The organism is Streptococcus sp. 339 (assembly GCF_013277285.1).
In the GTDB taxonomy this organism is placed as follows: Bacteria; Bacillota; Bacilli; order Lactobacillales; family Streptococcaceae; genus Streptococcus; species Streptococcus pseudopneumoniae.
In genome coordinates this window covers 1-17,606 of record NZ_VMMR01000024.1, presented here as the reverse complement: position 1 = coordinate 17,606, position 17,606 = coordinate 1, and the positions used below count along the sequence as shown (strand labels likewise).

Sequence of the window (17,606 nt, the reverse complement as noted above, 5' to 3'; positions counted from 1 at the left end):
ATTCACAGCTTTAATCGCTGCTACACCTTGTGTCTTAGCGGCTTCTACTTTATCTTGAGCTGCTTGGGCTTCTTCTGGTGTTGCGGCTACATCTGGTTGAGCATCAATGGCCTTGTTCGCTTCGTCAGCAGCTGCTTGAGCTTCTGCCTTAGCTTTCGCTTTTTCTTCAGCTGTTAGATCTTGGCGAGCATCGATTTCTGCTTCTTTCTTAGCTAGTTCATCTGCCACTGCTTTCTTAGCAGCTGCTTTGGCTACTGGAGTTACAGAGGTAACATCCGCTACACCTTTATCTTCTGCAGCGTCCACAAGTTTTTGGGTTGCTCGAGCTGCATCTTCTGTATCTTCATTATCAGGTTGAGCGTTGATTTTAGCTAATTCTGCATCAGCTAATTTTTGGGCTTCTGCTTTAGCTGCGTCTTTTTCTGCTTGACTTAGGTCTGTGCGCTTATCAATCTCATCATTTTTAGCTGTTAAGGCATTGGCAACTGCTGCCTTAGCATTCTCTTTAGCGATTGGGTTTACTTTAGAAATGGCTGTAGTGGCTTCTGTTTGCGCTTCATCTACAGCTGCATCTGTCGTCGCTGCATCGATTTTCTCAGTTGCTGCCCGGGCTGCTTCATTGGCTTTAGCAATAGCGGCTGTTTTTTCAGCTTCTGATAGATTTCTGTCTGCATTAATAGCATCTTCTTTAGCCTTACGTGCTGCTTCAATTGCCGCTTTGGCTTCAGCTTTTTTAGCCACTACTGGATTGTCTGCTGCAATGGCGGTTGTCCCTGCAGTTTGAGCTTGATCCAAGGCAGCTTTTGTTGTTAGGCTAGGATCATTAATTGCTGCTAATGCTTTCTCTTTATCTGCATTTACCTTAGCGATAGCGGCTTGTTTTTCATCATCGGTAGTATTAGGATCTGTAATAGCATTAATTTCTGCGATCTTATCTTCTGCAGCCTTGTTCACTGCATCAATCGCAGGTTGTTTATCAAGAGTTACAAATTCTGATAATGGTCTTTTATCTGTAGATCCATCTGTATAGGTTACAACAAGATTTCCATTAGCATCTTTTGTTAATGACCTGATTTTAGAATCTTTATCTGTAACTGGAGAATCTTTTGAGATATTCGCATCATCATTCTTCTTATTGTATTCAAGTTGTAGTTTTTCTTTGATTTTAGCTAAGTCATCTTCTGTTACGTTAGCTGGGTCTGCTACAGCAACTTTTTCAGTTGGAGCTGCTATATCATATTTAGATGTTTGATTTTTAACTATAAATTGAACATATCCTGGTTTTTGTCTAGCATTAGGATCTTTATCTAGCGCTTTATAATTAGTATTTGAAAGTTTACCGTCATTATCTTTAGAAACAATAAAACTTGTCCACTTTTGACCAGTCCTAAGATTTGTAACACCAGTCATCTTGATAGTAGCTGTTCTCTTATCGTCAGAGATTGATCCGTCGCCAGTTACCGCACCATTCGCAACTTTACCTGTTGTAAATCCATATCCATTCGTGTTATTCCCTGAAATATCTCCAGGTCCACGTAGGTAAAGATCTTTAACTTCGTTTTCATCTGTACCTTTGAAAGTTAGATCAGTGTTTTCACCTGTATAAACATAGATTTGTTTATTAGCTTCATTTGAGTATGGAAGCTCAACTGTCGGAGCAACATTTGTACGCGCAAACTCTGTTAATGGTTTTCTGTCTATAGATCCGTCTTTATAGGTTACTACAATATCATTAGCTTCTTTTGCAATAGTTTTAATCTTAGAGTCTCTATTTTCTACGTTTTGACCACCTTTCGACGTTAGGTTCAGGTCGTTATTTTGTTTAGAGTACTCTAGTTTAAGTGAGTTCTTTATGGCTTCAAACTCTCGCTCACTTACATTGTTGGCATCCCCCACCGCCATTTTTTCAGCTTCTGTTGCTGGTGTTGTCATATCATATTTTTGATTTTGAGGTTTAAGTACAACATTAAAGGCATGGTCATTAGCCTTTCCAGTGTTAGAGCCCGTAAAGTCCCTACCGTTAGTATCAGTAACTCGCACATAACGCCAACCTAAAGGAAATCCCGATGGAGTTTCCCCTCTTGTCGCATTATCTAATTTAGCTTGAGTAAATGTCCCGTCTGAAGCTGGAGTACCTGAGTATCTGATAACTGCTGGTGTCGCGTCCGATGCTGGTGTTTCAGTTTTAAACTCATTGGCTTTATATCCATACTTAGTATTGATTTTATCAGTTTCACCTGCTACAGAATTAAAACGGTTATTCCCACCTTGTAGTAGTGTAGCTCCCTTAATCTTACCTGCATCATCTTTAATTTTGATCTCAAATGAGGTTTCTTCTGCACCATAGACATAGATTTCTCTTTCAGTAGTATTAGAATATGGAATCTCTACCACTGGAGGCTGATCAGTGGTAGCTGCAGGGGCCTCACTCCCAGCTGTTGCTTCTCCATTTTCTGCACCAGTAGACGGTGCTCCATCTCCTGGGTCAGCCTCCTCCCCTCCGTTAGGGTTAGCTGCCACAGCGGCTCCGCCTTGTGAGTCTGCGCCATTCTCAGCAGCTGACACTGCTCCGTTCCCCAAAAACATAAATAGAGCCGCTACTGCCACACTGGCTGCACCAAAACTATATTTACGAATAGAATAACGCGTGACCTTCTCACGACGCAGGCGCTCAGAACGACTCATGGATACTTTCTTGTCCATTACTTAAATCTCCTTTAGGATTATATTTTTCTACATAAGAGAGGCTCCTCCTTCCTTATAGAAGGAGACTTCCTCTATGCATAGATTTACTTTACTATGATACATAATTACCAAGATATATGCAACTTTTTTGTTTGCTAATATTTTGCTAAAAAAAAAACATTTTTTCGATTTTCGTGAATTTTATTCGGTTTTTTTATCCATATTTTTCATTATTTTATGAATTTGTTAAGGATTTACTGATTCTCATGGCATCTTATGCTCTGATTTTTTAGGATTCAATCAACCCTTAATTTCTATAAATATTATTTTTTCAAAATAACTCTATCTTTTTCACTAGCCTCGACAAAATAAGTAGAAAAAATGTAAGGGGTTGCACCTTTTTCATTAGCATCATTTGAAGATGACAACATGCAAGGAGCCTAAAAAAGAGAAACTGCCAGTGATATCACTAGCTATTCTGATTGCTTGCCATAGAACAGAAGATAGCGGCTCCTTGCCTCTCCTGACTACTTGACTAGCCTTGACCACTTACTATAGCTGCTCAGTTTTAAACAAGCAGGTTATCAGAAAGCCATGGCCTAGCCTACTGATTTTAAACAAGGAGCATTGGATGGCATCAAAAAAGAACACAGGCCTGCCGAGGCAGCCAAAGTTTTTAATCTTGGTCTCAGAACTCTCTTCAGCTAAGAAAAGAAATGAGGTGAGCAAGGACACTGAGAGCGGAAAGAGCGACTCATCAAAAATCGAAAGCTTCCTTATAGAGGAGTCGAAAGCTTTTGTAGAGGCTCATATCGAGGCTGCTTTTAGGGAAATTGCGGCACAGCTTGATTGTGCTCTCCCTTCAGTAGGGGCAGCTTTAAAGCAGATTCAGGTCACTTGAAAAAGACGACTAGCTTTAAGGAACAAGATTCAAAAAAAGTCGCTGACTTCTCTAGTCTGGAGATTTTCCAATCTCTCTCCTTATGGAACGGTTCCATAGTAAAGTAAAGTAAAATAGAAATAGGACAAATCATTCAGGACAATCAAATCGATTTCTAACCATGTTTTAGAAGCAGAGGTGTACTATTCTAGTTTCAATCTACTATATTTTTTAGCAAAGGGCTTTAAGATAACATAAAAATCGAAGTTCTGCTACTCCTATAAATGGAGTCATAGAAATTCGATTTTTTCTAATTATTCTAATCCTAGACGTTCAAAGATAGGCTCCACTCGTTTGGTATAGTAAAGATGGTTGAAAATCTCATCGATTTCCTCTTGTGTCAAACGTGATGTCACCTCTGGATCTGCTTCCAGAAGTAGTTTGAAGTCTACTTGCTTGTCCCAAGAGTAGGCTGTTTTTGGTTGTACCAAGTCATAGGCTTGCTCACGGGTCATGCCTTGTTCAATCAAGGTCAACATGGCACGTTGGCTAAAGATCAGACCAAAAGTCGCGTTCATGTTGCGGATCATGTTTTCTGGTAAGACCGTCAAGTTCTTGACGATATTTCCAAAACGGTTGAGCATGTAGTCAATCAAGATGGTCGTATCAGGTGTGATGATACGCTCAGCTGATGAGTGGGAAATGTCGTGTTCATGCCAGAGAGCCACATTCTCATAGGCTGTAATCATGTGAACACGCTCTAAACCCTGTTCAATCCCCTCTGCACGACCGCGTTCCAACCCTTTTTCCTCAGCTTGTTCCAAGGCATAGTCCTGCGCTAGCAAGGCTTGTTCTTCGCGTCTGCGTTGTTCACTAAACATCTCCCTGTCCTCCTCGGACCAGCTCTTGTAGTCCAGCAGTTGATCTGCTTGGCTGATGGCTCGCTCGGGTTCCTGAGTAAAGGGCTTATTACCAAAAAACTCCAACCATGGTTTGCGAATGCTATCTTTGCTGGTTTCTCTGTATTTTTTTAGGTCTTATTTGTAATGTTTTTTCAATAGCGACTCAAACTCAGCGACAGTCATACCCAGCTGATGGCTGGCAACCTCGGAAGTCAGAAGTCCTTGGCGAACCATATCCAGAAAGGCAAAAAGTTTTCCACGTTCAAGTCCTTGTTCTAAACCTTTTTCGATGCCCTGTTCAATCCCCTCAGCTCGACCACGTTCAAGTCCACGCTCTAAACCTTTTTCGATGCCTTGTTCAATCCCCTCAGCTCGACCACGTTCAAGACCTTCTGCACGACCTCTCTCCAACCCTTTTTCTTCAGCTTGTTCCAAGGCATAGTCCTGCGCTAGCAAGGCTTGTTCTTCGCGTCTGCGTTGTTCACTAAACATCTCCCTGTCCTCCTCGGACCAGCTCTTGTAGTCCAGCAGTTGATCTGCTTGGCTGATGGCTCGCTCGGGTTCCTGAGTAAAGGGCTTATTACCAAAAAACTCCAACCACGGCTTGCGAACCTCGTCTTTGCTGGTTTCTCTGTATTTTTTTAGTTCCAAGAACGCCATCTTAACCAGATGATTTTCTTGTCCATTATTGGTGATGGTTAAAACCTCACCTGTCGTGTCCTCGCGCATACTAAAACTATGAAAAGCCAGGTCATCTAAGAAATAATTGCTGTCCACGATTGCGATAGCATATACTGGTGCAATGTGTTTGTAACTCTGGTGGGTGTCACCTTCACGTTGGCGAATTTTTTCTAGGTTTTGATTGACCTGACTACACAAATAAGCCCACAGGCGATTGATGAAAAAATTCTGATGATGGACTTGAATCTCAATGATTACTTGAGTGCCATTATCTAGTTCAGCTAAAACATCTATACTGGTATAGAAATCCTGTGCCGAGTACGGCAGGGAAGGCAAGACGTGAATATTGCTTCCCTCCAAAATGGTCACATTTTTGGCTGGCAAGTCCAGCATATCGCGAATAAACTGACAAGTGATTTCTGGGTTGCTGAAAATTTTCTTAGCAACCAAGTCATTAGTTGGGCTAATGCCCGGATGTCTTAAAATCATCCATTTCCTCCTTTTATTATACCATAGTTTTAAATCTAGGTTTACTAGATTTACTGCTACTATCTATTTATTCGGAAAAGAAATGAATTGTAAAGATATTTTATCTCGTTTCAACTAAAATATGAGCTCGGTCAACCAGTTGTCCATCAACAGTCAGATTTAGATAGAAATCTAAGGTCTTATCAGCAACAAAGTACAGTGTTGGTATGCACAAATCTTTTTTGCTTTCTCCAGTTTGGAATTGAAGGACTTGAATCTCGTCCTGATAGGCGACACCATGGACACCAGTCCCCGGTTGAAGCGAAATCTTAGCTTCCAAAGGAGTATTACTTTCGCTACGTTCAATCCTAAAATGAAGAGTCTCTCCCTTTGCTACAGCTAGACTTTTTTCTGCAAATGCTAGTCCCTGAACAACTTCTTTTTTTGATAAGCTAGGAGTTTTATAGAGTGAAATCTTGGTCAATACAGGCATAGATTGTGCCTCTGTAATCATCACGCGCACCTTCTGTGCCTCTACTAGCGGACCTCGCAGGAGGCGCTTATAACCAACTGTAAAGCCCCTGCCAAATTCTTGCCAGACGCCGTCCACCTCTACTTGCACATGAAAAGCAGCGATTCGTTGCCCTAGCTTCAAATCTTCTCTTAACTCAATGACATCAAAAGTTTTAGGAGATCCTAAGTCTAGTTCTAGCTGGATGGGCAAGTCTGCATCGCTTGCCCAAGAGCTAGTTTCAAGGCCATCTGTCAGATGGTGACAAGCAAGGTCTGCGGAAAGAGCTGGACCAGATACCTTAGCTCCCAGAGCCAAATCTTCTTTATAGAGCTCATTGCGATAGGCCGCAAATTCATAAAGGCGTTCAACATCCTTTGCATCAAAGAGCCCATCTTTATTCGGCGGAATATTAAGCAGGAGCGGGGTTCCTCTCCCCACTGAGTGAAAATAGATTTCGACCAACTCCTCGAGAGACTTAGGATCCTGATCCTCATGGTAAAACCAGCCCGGCCGGATAGAGACATCTGCCTCACCAATTGAAAAAATCGTACCCGAAGGATCTCCGTGCTGAAGATAGTCCAGCTCTGCTTCTGTTCCTAGTTTGTCAGGATTCACCTTTTGCCACAGGGGATCACCTGCATAGCCTCGTTCATTACCAATCCAGCGAATGCTAGTGCCTTCTGTTGAAAAAATTAAGCAATCTCCCTGTAGTTCACGAATGGTTTCAAACCATTTTTCAAATTCATAATTGACCTTTTGCGCTCCCTCTCCTCTGGCACCATCCATCCATATCTCAGTAAATTTCCCTCCATTTCCATAGGCAGGATTTGATAAAATCTCCTTCAACTGAGACAAATAATAGGCATTATAATCCGCTTCTCGGTCCACATGATAGAGGGGACTATGAGCATCCCACGGTGACAGGTAGACCCCCATATCCATATCAAACTCTGTGGCAGCTTGTGATACTTCAAGAAGCAAATCTCCCTCTCCATTCCTCCAAGGACTGGCCTTGACCGAATAATCTGTGTGAACTGTCGGATAGAGGACAAAGCCGTCGTGGTGCTTGACCACCAAAATCAACTTTTTAAAGCCCGTTTCCTTGAGCACGTGAACCCACTCACGCGCATCTAACCTTGTCGGGTTAAATCGTCCAGGATCCTCCTGACCTGTACCCCATTCCTGGTCATAAAAGGTATTGGGACCAAAATGGATAAAGGCTGCTAGTTCATCCTCTAAATAAGCTAGCTGGGCCTGACTAGGCAAGGGGCCATGCGGTTTTATTTCTCTTACCATATTACTTCCTATCTACATTTTTCTTAACTTTTTTGGCATGTACTTGCAATTCTGTTAAGGCTAGAGGGCTTGTCAAGCCTTCAAATCGAAGACGAAGGGCATAGGTTTCCACCTTGTCAAATTCAAAACGAAGCCCTTCAGCCTTGTCGCTTGAAACTTTTCGGATAGCTGATACAGATCGCCAATCCTCCTCTTGCTTGAGCAGGGAATCCTTATCCAAATGGTTGGGAGTCCGAGGTAAGCTAGGCTCATTCCCTACATAATAATCAATAAAAGTAGGTTCCACCGCCACGTATTCTTGATTTTCAACATAATACAAGGTCAGGTTATCCACAAATCGCGGTTTTAAAATCCCTGCATCTCCAAAAAGAATGCCGACATTGGCTTGCTCTGACTTGGCAATCCAAGTATTGGCTGTCGATTTCTTCCGAGAAATGACCTTGTCATTGAGGTAAGAGACTGGGTAATTAGGCTCTGAGTGGGAAGCAAATACCAGAGGCAGGTTGGATCCTGTCCACTGATTGGAAATGACTTCCCCATCTACACTGGCATCTGTCACATGAATGGTGACTGTTGCTGGCAACTCACAGCCCGCTACTTGTCCTGTAAGAATACATTCTCCTACCTGAGCATAGACTTGAGGATCGAGTTCATCCCAAATCACCTTGGCCGTATCTCGTCTGCCATCTGATAAGACTAGCTTAACTCGGTCTGGTAGGTGTGGGGCTTCCTTGACAAGCGTCCAAATCCTTTCAGTCTCAATAGCGCAAATCCCTTGGACACAAATCTGAGCAGAAACCTTTAAATCCAGCCCTTCTAGCTGGCCATATACCGTAAACTCATGAAAGCTTGCCATATCTTCTTCGGCTATTGCCTCCCAAACAACCTTGACTCGTTTTGCACCGCCAAACTCATAGTCCACCAAGACCGAAGACGGAAGCTGTGGATAAGTCCCCCTATCTGTATACAAGCGAAGTGGTCTTACAGAAACTGGCTTCCCTAGTGAGCTATTTTCTGCCACCTGCAAATGTATTTGATAGGTCTTTCCTTGATAAATAGCACTGATAGCCAAGTCCCCTGCAGACAAGCAATGAAGCACTCCCTGCTTGATAATGGCGTGGGCACTACCACTCGTCTCCCAAATCACTTCACTATTCCCCACCTTGTTCACAGGGTTATCCACAGTTTGTGGATAAAGTCCAATGGCTGGGGAATCCCCTTCTTGTAATCCTGCCTGCTTGTTCACTCGAATCTCAAACAAGCGCTGATTTTTCACTGGCTGGCAATCAAAAGCCTCTCCCACTAAGAGATCAAAACTTGCTGGCTCTAGTCCTCTGGCACTGGCCTTTACTCTTACTTGGCCTGCCTGCTCCAAGCTCTGAACCAAAAGTACACCTCTGCCATGAAAGGCTTTCCTCTGAAACCGACCATTTTTCTGGGCTTGGTAACGTTCACGACTGGCCTGCCTGCCATTATCCACACCTACAATGCGAGCAGGGCCTTCAATTTCAAAATGAAGCTGATTGGAAGCAGTCGGCACCCAATTTCCAGCTTGGTCCAATACATCAAAATAAAGATAGAGGAGGTCTTGCCCATCTGGCTCCAGTTGTGTTTTCTCGGCATGTAAGCCGATTTGGGCTGGCTTACCTGCAGTCACCACCTTATCTTCTGCCACAAGCTGACCTTGACAGTCATAGGCCACAGCATGCAATTCTCCCGGTTGATAAGCCAAAGGCCATTCGAGATAGAGTTGGTCAGAACCTTGTCCCTCTTGGTATTTTCTGCCATCTGAAGTCCATTTCTCCTGAAAGGTCTTCCTACCTTGAGATTTTCCATTGAGAAATAGCTCTACTGAACCAGCATTTGAATACACTCGAACAAGGATATCCCCATACTTATCCACAACTTGTTGATAACTCTTGTGGATTTCCCAATTCCAGTGAGGTAAGATATGAACCATAGGCTGCTGATCTAGGTCCAACCACTGACTTTGATAGAGATAATAGTCATTTTTAGGAATCCCTGCCGTATCCACGATCCCAAAATAGGAACTCTTTACAGGCGTGTCATTTTGATTGTGCCAAGGAGTCGGCTCACCGATATAGTCCACTCCTGTCCAGATAAACTGACCCGCATAGTCTAGCCGATTTCTATCTGCTATCCAAGAAGCCGTCGCGGTCTTCCCCCAAGGAACCCGGTCATTGCCATAGTCCGACTGTTCAAAATTCCGCACGCGGCGATTATCCCCAACCCATTCCTTAGCTGGGCGAAAATAGCTGTCACGAGTCCGTGTAGCCGATGAGGTTTCAGACCCGTAAAGTCGCCACTTGGGATGTCTTTTGCGAATCCCGTCAATATTGTCTTCCGAGTAATTTAAGCCCACCACATCCAGCAAATCGGCTATCTTTTCATGACCTCCAGACCCATCTCCAAAGCGGAACTGATCCATTCCCATGGTCACAAAACGGCTATCATCAACCTCCTTAACCCTTTCTAGCAAGCGTTTGATCGTCTTCAATGAATGAGCATCGCCATTTGCTTCGCTGACTTCATTTCCCAAAGACCACATAAAAATCGCCGGATTATTCTTGCCACGTTCAATCATAGTGCGCAAATCATAATCTGACCAGAAATCGCCTGCTTTCGCTTCTGGATGAGTCGCTTCTTCCTCAAAAAAGCGACCATAATCATATTCTTTCTTGCCTCCATACCAGGTATCAAAAGCTTCTTCTTGGATGAGTAGCCCCATTTTGGCAGCTAGAGCGAGTAAAATGCTACTGGCTGGATTATGGGTAATTCGAATAGCATTGACGCCCATTTCCTTCATCTGGCGCAAGCGTCTCTCAGCAGCTGACCTGTTTTCCACAGCTCCCAGCGCTCCGTAGTCATGGTGCAAACAAACCCCATGAATCTTCAACCAGCGACCATTTAGAAAGAAGCCCTTATCCACTTGCCAATCCATATAGCGGTAACCAAAGGTCTCCTCTTCTTCATCAACCAAAATGCCATCTTTGTAAAGGCGAGTCTTCAATTGGTAAAGGTAAGGATGGTCAATATCCCAAAGCAAAGGTTGGAAAATTGATATGGCTTGTTGGAAAGAATATTTGTCCCCAGACTCAATCACTAGAGAGTCTGTCGCCTGCCAGTCTGAAACCTGTTGTCCATCATACCAGATACTCTGCTCCAAATACACCGACACAGACTGAGAGCCATCATTTGAAACCTTACTTGTAAGCTGAGTCTCCACCCATCTATCTCTTTGTTCCTTGAGCTTGGGACTTTCTATCTTAATCCCATACAAATCCAGATGCACCGAATCTGTCATCAACAATTTTACTTCCCGGTAAATACCGCTACCAGAGTACCAACGACTGCTAGGTTGCTGATTTTCCACAAAAACCGCAAGCTGGTTGGCTGTCCCATCGTTTCTTAGATAAGGGGTGATATCATAAGAAAAGGGTGTATAGCCATTGGGATAATAGCCCAGCACTTGCCCGTTGATATAGACTTGGGCATTCATGTAAACCCCATCAAAGAGCAAACGCACCGAAACAAGACTGACATCTTCTTCCAAGTAAAACTGTGTCCGGTACCAAGCTTGACCACCATTTAGCTGCCCACCCTCATTTTGCGCTGGAGAATACTGATCAAAATCATTGTAAATACTCCAGTCATGTGGTACTTGAATCGACTGCCAATTTTCCCTCTGAAAATCCGGCGCCAAGGCCTCTTCTTTCCCCACCTCTTGACTAAAAAACCAGTGATTTCGTAAAACTTCTTCTCTTCTCATACAAGCATTCCTCGTTAAACAAGTCTATTGACTTGACTATAGCACAAAACAAAAGCGCTTTCAAGACTTCCTCCATCACTCCCTAAATCCTCAGAAAAGATTCTATAATTTGTGGAAAAGTCTGAAAATCACTCCATGTTCATATAAACTGTCATTTTCAAGAAACAAGGTCAAACCTTACAAGAGCGCAAAAAACACCTCTCTGAATGTTCATTCCAGAGAGATGTCCCTTTTGTCTTAACTATTGTAAATCGACTGTCTAAAGTCATCTGAATCTTTGAGATAAGCTTTATAAATCGCTTTTTTCAGTTTTTGAACTGGAGTTTCAATAAACATAAATTTCTGAGCTGTTGTGTTTCCTGCTTTTATTTGAGCAAGTTCCTCTTTAACAGCTTTATTCATAAGCTCTTGTAATTTTTCTTTACTATCAATCACTTCTTCTTTTCCGTTGTAATTTATAGTAATTGGTGTTAACTTACCTAATTTCTCAACACGCTCATTTATTTGCTCTTTTTTGAACTCAGCATATGTTTTTCCTAGAATTTTATCAAAAATATATTTATCTGATAACGGTACTCCCTCTGCTTCAGCTTCTTCTTTAAACTGATTTGATACATAAGGAACAAATCCTTCATAGTAGCCCAAAGCAGCCATCAATTCAAAGGCTTGTTTTCTAAAGGTGATGTCCCCACTCATACCAGAGTCATTTTGACTAACACCATAAATGGTATCAAACATATCAACGGTATAGTAACCATTTGGTGCAATTTTACCTTTATCCTTAAAGCCAGCAATGATATAACGATTGACCAGGATATGATTGTCAATTAAACTATCAATATCTGTCAAGTTTTTGGCATCTTCTAAGGTCAGAGCTTGAATCTCCTCACTCTTATGAGTTGCTGGAATTACTGTATTACGATAATCTATCCATCTTCTAAATGGTGAACTAATCGGAACTATTTTCTTGAAATATTTAGTTTTTTCTTCATCAGTTAGATTTTTCGTTGCCTCAGCTTCTAGATAATCTAGAGTATAAAGGACATCAAAACTTCCCTTCATGTAAGATTGCAAATCTTCTGCCGTTTTAAATCGATCAGGTGTCTTATTGTAAAATCCATCCTTATCACTCTCATCATATACAAAGTTGAGATTGAAATAAGTATCCTTTTCTGGATTATAGGAGTTTTCAAAAATACCACGCGCATAAAACTCTGCGGCTGTACCATCTCGACGACCGTGATTATTAAACAAGACCGTTCTATCTAGTAAGTGCGTCATTTCATGAGAATAAGTCGCTGAACCTCTATCATCCAGAACTCTATCTATAAAGTAACGGACACCTAATCCATTAGCCTCAGCTCCCACCTTACTTACTGGAGAATAGTAATTCATAGGAGTCATAAACTGGTCGACCCCCTTATCAGCTCCACTACCAGTAGCTGGTGACCAAGTGCTATCAATCTGGGCATTCGGATTACTTGTATATTTCTTCATCGTATCAATAATCAAGCGATTTGTCAGCAACTTATCACGATTTTCTGGTTTTGTTATACGATAAAGAGTATCGACATAGTTGGCTTGTTGTACAGCCGCCTTTTCAATTAAAGACTTGACTCTAGCAAGCTCAGCCTGGTACTTAGTTGGATTAGACTGGGCGAGAGAAGTATCTATATAGGAACCAATATTACCGTAAGTAATCGTCGCCATATTACTAATCACATAAACATTTGGTTCTTTCACATTCAAAAGTCCCAAAATAGCAGCCATATTAGCCTCTTGTTTACGAGGATCCTTTTCCCCAGCTGTCAACTTGCTATACAGCCCGACATGCGCTGAAGGATTTTCCTTAGATGGTTTTTCAACAATCATAGCTTGGCTAGATTTTTTAAGCCAGGTATCCGCATCATCTGACGTAAAGAGTTGGCGATTGCTGTCTAAAAATTCCTTCAAGCTAGCCTTACCTGTAATGGTAGATAAATACTTTGTAAATGTTTGAGGACTATTGGTCAATTTCATCTCTTCATAAGACATGGATCCTAATTTTTTCAAACTATCCAAGGCTGTCATTGTCTTATTACCAAATGAGCTTGGATTAAAGGCCAGAATATCACGAATATTCGTGTCCCCAAATTGAATATTATAAAAACGATTGATATAAGACAGTCCCAACAAAATCTGCTCTTTGTATTGCTCCAGCTCTTGTTTGACCTTGCTGCGATTTTCAGGGGTATCTCCTATAATTCCTAATGTATGCGAGGCAATCTTTTTGAAACTTGACTCAGCTTGCCTCTTCGTCTGATCAAAGCTTTCTTGGATTGACAGTTTTTGAAGATACTCTATGCGCAACATATCTTTGACCTCTTGGTCAGTGATATTTGGGTGTGTTTTTCTGAGCGCAATTCTCCTTGTTATAATATCTCGAGGATCATAGGTAGGCTCTAACTGTGCTTTTAGTTTACTGTCATGTAAGAAGTCTACTGACCTCGCGCTTGTGGTCAGAGCAGACACATCCACAGCATCTTCTCTCTCACTATTTGTTGGAAGGATGTGTGGTTTATCCTCCTGACTACCAACTAAAACAACTCTCGGTTTCATTGGTTTTGTTATTTGACTCACTTCTCGAGGATTAACCAATTCACCAGTTTGTTCATTGATAGCGTAGGTTCTGGTCAGTGTATTCTCACCAACTTCTCCTTCAGAGGCTACCTTTTCCATCTTTTTAGCAAGAGAAGAATCCTCTCTTCGTTCCTCAGTAACAGCAATCGGTTGTATTACTTTTTCCACATTACCAACTTGAATCACTTTATCGACTGCTGGATTTACTTGTCTAGTGGTGTCAGATACCGTCACCTGACCTGTTGCCTGGTCTAGTTGATAAGTCGTCCTAGTTTCCACCGAACCATCACGCCCTGCAACCGCTACTTCCTCTTTTCTGAACTCCAAAGCAGGATTCACCTGGTAGATCATTTTATGAGATAGGACAGTGGTTTCAACACTCGGTTTAGTTCCAACTTCTACAACTTGATCAACTTTGTTGGCTACTATTTTGACAGTTTTACTCTCAGAAATATTGCCACTTGCTTGATCTTTGGTATAGGTAGTAGTAACTTGTTCTTGTCCCTCAACACCCGAAATTTTTACTCTTGTAACGCCGTGGTCTAGCGCTTCATTCTTTTCATAAATGGTTTCATAAGGAACAGCTTTGGTCTCTACTTTGGTCTGAGGAATTTGAGTGTCTTCTTTAGTACCAACCAAGATTACTTTTTGTCGCATAGCTTTAGTTATTTCAGTTTTCTCAATTGGATTTGTTAACTCTCCTGTCTCCGGATTAACTTCATAAGTTTTAGTGACGGTTGTTTCCCCTTGCTCACCTGCATCTTCAACCTCTTCTTTTCCTTTTGGAAGTTCAGGGTTATCTTTTCTCAACTCGGTGATTTCTATAGGTGACACGATCTTTTCTACATTTCCAACTTTTACTATTTTGTCTTTAGCTGGAGTGTTTTCTGTTGTAGTTTCTTCTGAGATAGCTCCTGTTTCTTGATTTACTGTGTATGTTGTAGTTGATACTGAGCTACCATTCTCCCCTGGTGTTTCTTCTTGTTGCACATTGTAACTTAAATCTGACGATGCTTTATAAATTGTCTTAAAAGGAATTTCTTGTGATTGAACTGTTGGTTTTGTTCCTACTGCCGTTATTTTCGCTTGCATTGCTTTGGCTACTTTTGTTGAAACTTCTGGATCAGTTAATTCTCCTGTCGTCGAATTTACTTTATAAACACTTATAGTCGTTGTTTCTTCATCTTGACCTTGTTCTCTAACTACTTTAACCCCTTTATCAAGTGACTCATCCGCGATAAACTGTTCACGTCTTTTGGTTGTTGATCTTGTTTCTTCTACATTTCCAACCTTAACAACTCTATCTACTGGATGTTTTTCTATTTTTGTTGAAGTGTTTTCTACTATTTTCCCAGTACTTTCATCAAAACTGTAAGAAGTAGTTGTCACTTCCTTACCATTTTCGCCTGCTACTTCTACTCGTTGCTCTTTGTAATTTAAGGCTGGTGAAGCTTTATATGTTGTTTTATATTCCAATACTTTTTCTTTCGTTACTGGACTTGGGACAGTTGGTTGCTCTTGTGAATCTGACTGTTCTTGGGGAGATAAGGGTTCAGGCTGAACAGCTGATTCTGGTTCGTTTCCTTGACTTGGGTTGACCTCTGGAGATGGAGCCGTTTGTTCTGGTTGTTCTGGTTGTTTTTGGGGTTCTTGTGGGGCAGACTCACCAACATCCTTTACCCCCTCAACTGGATTCTCCAGCTGGTTCTCCTCACCCTTTTGTTCCGCAGGAGATTGATCTTCTTCGCGTCCTGATTCCATGGCTGGGGTTGCTGGTTCAGAATCTTTGGTCTCAGCAGTTGCTTTAGATGGATGATTAGACTCAGTACCTTGTGGGGCAAGAGTTTGATTCTCCTCGCCCCCTGATTCCATGGCTGGGCTTTCTGGCTCAGAATCTTTGGTCTCAGCAGCTACTTTAGATGGTGGCTGGGACTCAGTACCTTGTGGGGCAGACTCACCAACATCTTTTACCCCCTCAACTGAATTCTCCAGCTGTTTCTCCTCACCCTTTTGTTCCGCAAGAGATTGATCTTCTTCGCGTCCTGATTCCACGGCTGGGGTTGCTGGTTCAGAATCTTTGGTCTCAGCAGTTTCTTTAGATGGTGGCTTAGACTCAGTACCTTGTTGGACATGAGTTTGATTCTCCTCGCCCCCTGATTCCACGGCTGGGATTGCTGGTTCAGAATCTTTGGTCTCAGCAGTTTCTTTAGATGGTTGATTAGACTCAGTACCTTGTGGGGCATGAGTTTGATTCTCCTCGCCCCCTGATTCCACGACTGGGGTTGCTGGCTCTGGTTGCTTCGGCTCGGCTTCGGGTTTGTCAGGTGTTTGTTTCTCGCCCGATGTCGCTTCGGCTCCTGGTCTTGGTTGTCCTATTCCATCAACTGGTTTTGTCTCTGTTTCATTCTCTACTATTGGAGTTTTTTCAGGTTGAACTGGTTTAACTTCCTCTGGCTCTGGAGTTACAGGTTGTGTTGGTTTTGGTGCAACTTCTTCCTTAGTCCCAACTGCAATCACCTTGTTCACTGGTTCTTTTGTGATTATATTTTCTATAACTTTGCTAGACTTTTCCCCATTAACGACAGTGACTTCCGTATAGATGGTGCGTTCACCAACAACACCTTCTTGAACAACTTTAGTTTGCCCTTTAGCTAAGGTTGCATCTTCTTGTTCTATCGTTTGGAAAACAACCTCCTCTGTAGTGATTAGCAATTCTGGTTTCTCTACTGTGGCATTTAACACACCTTCCTCAGGACTTGTTTTATAATCACTATTATCTTCTGCTTTCGGTTGTTCTACTTTGGGATTTCCTGCAACTTCTTCCTTAGGCCCTATAGGCACAATTTCATCAGGAGCTTCAACAATTTTCTCAACTGCGTAGGATGGTTGAGGAGATTGCACAAGGTCTTCAGTCGAGCTAAAATGAGATGCAGTCTGTGGTACAATCTTCTTAGATTGAGGTTCTGAACTTTCCTCCTTTTGAGATAATGCTGGCGACTCTACCTTATCAACAGAAAGTTCCTTACTAGCACTATCTCTTACCAAATAATATCCCGTAAATTCGTATCCTTGGACTCTTTCAGGACTTGGTAGAAACTGACCTTCTACTCTCTTAACAAGGGCTGGTTGCAATTCTACCAAATTTTCTAAAGCAGAGATGGATGCTACCCAACCACCAACAGCAAAGACTGTCACAAGGAAGTAAGACGCTCCCCTTTTTCTCTTGATTAAAGTGAAGGAAAGCAATAATAATCCTGCTCCCAAGATAAACATCCCATCATTAGAAAACAGACCTGTTTCTGGTAATCTTGTAGCCAATTTTCGATAGATAAAGTAGTATTCTTTTCCCTCTTTTACCTCAATCTTATTTTCCTCAAACCATTGCAACTCAGATTTTAGCTTTTCAGGTAAATCCTGCTCATCCAAATAATGACTTGAAATTAGTGTTGAACTCGTTTCTGTAGCCTGTACAGGCTGAGCACCCATACCAGCAAAAAATAAACTCGTTCCTAGCAAGACCGAGCAAGCTCCTATTGCATATTTCCTCAAAGAAAAACGCTGCTTTCTCTCAAATTGAAATTCTTTCATCCCATCTCCCATCATTCATTATTACTGTATATTTAGTATATCAGAAATAGTCTGTATTCACAAATCTTTCTAGTTATTCCCTTATCATTCCAAGTTAAGGGCAACAACATACAATAATTTTTATTTAATACTCTTCGAAAATCTCTTCAAACCACGTCAGCGTCGCCTTGCCGTAGGTATGGT

6 protein-coding genes and 1 pseudogene are annotated in these 17,606 nt (G+C 42.0%); 1 reads left to right on the top strand and 6 read right to left on the bottom strand.

Annotated elements, in window-relative coordinates; all coding sequences use genetic code 11:
* Nucleotides 1-2,703, bottom strand: a 2,703-nt coding sequence (locus tag HT736_RS03125; RefSeq protein ID WP_172930746.1) for a DUF1542 domain-containing protein, incomplete at its 3' end; no start/stop codon positions are given.
* A gap of 613 nt (nucleotides 2,704-3,316) precedes the next feature.
* On the opposite strand from HT736_RS03125, the gene HT736_RS03120 reads away from it, so the two are divergent.
* A complete protein-coding gene (locus HT736_RS03120; RefSeq protein ID WP_172930741.1) occupies nucleotides 3,317-3,586 on the top strand; it encodes a hypothetical protein in 270 nt (89 codons plus the stop codon).
* Nucleotides 3,587-3,879: 293 nt separating this feature from the next.
* On the opposite strand, the pseudogene HT736_RS03115 reads toward HT736_RS03120, so the two are convergent.
* The 5 genes and pseudogenes from HT736_RS03115 to HT736_RS03095 all read right to left on the bottom strand — a co-directional run.
* Nucleotides 3,880-4,332 (bottom strand): annotated as a pseudogene (locus HT736_RS03115) (adenylosuccinate lyase); the annotation flags it as partial.
* A 270-nt stretch (nucleotides 4,333-4,602) separates the two neighbouring features.
* Nucleotides 4,603-5,637: an Rpn family recombination-promoting nuclease/putative transposase gene (locus HT736_RS03110; protein ID WP_172930745.1), complete on the bottom strand. Its 1,035-nt coding sequence runs from the start codon at nucleotides 5,635-5,637 to the stop codon at nucleotides 4,603-4,605.
* A 100-nt stretch (nucleotides 5,638-5,737) separates the two neighbouring features.
* A complete protein-coding gene (locus HT736_RS03105) occupies nucleotides 5,738-7,426 on the bottom strand; it encodes an alpha-L-fucosidase (RefSeq protein ID WP_172930744.1) in 1,689 nt (562 codons plus the stop codon).
* Between the two features lies 1 nt (nucleotide 7,427).
* On the bottom strand, nucleotides 7,428-11,216 hold the full coding sequence (locus HT736_RS03100; protein WP_172930743.1) for a sugar-binding domain-containing protein: 3,789 nt from the start codon (nucleotides 11,214-11,216) through the stop codon (nucleotides 7,428-7,430).
* Between the two features lie 237 nt (nucleotides 11,217-11,453).
* Nucleotides 11,454-17,423, bottom strand: a complete 5,970-nt coding sequence (locus HT736_RS03095; protein WP_172930742.1) for a ZmpA/ZmpB/ZmpC family metallo-endopeptidase — start codon at nucleotides 17,421-17,423, stop codon at nucleotides 11,454-11,456.
* Nucleotides 17,424-17,606 lie beyond the last annotated feature (183 nt).

Coding starts and splice junctions, on each gene's coding strand:
- HT736_RS03120 (WP_172930741.1), top strand. CDS start 3,317: ATGGCATCAAAAAAGAACACAGGCCTGCCGAGGCAGCCAAAGTTTTTA.
- HT736_RS03110 (WP_172930745.1), bottom strand. CDS start 5,637: ATGATTTTAAGACATCCGGGCATTAGCCCAACTAATGACTTGGTTGCT.
- HT736_RS03105 (WP_172930744.1), bottom strand. CDS start 7,426: ATGGTAAGAGAAATAAAACCGCATGGCCCCTTGCCTAGTCAGGCCCAG.
- HT736_RS03100 (WP_172930743.1), bottom strand. CDS start 11,216: ATGAGAAGAGAAGAAGTTTTACGAAATCACTGGTTTTTTAGTCAAGAG.
- HT736_RS03095 (WP_172930742.1), bottom strand. CDS start 17,423: ATGAAAGAATTTCAATTTGAGAGAAAGCAGCGTTTTTCTTTGAGGAAA.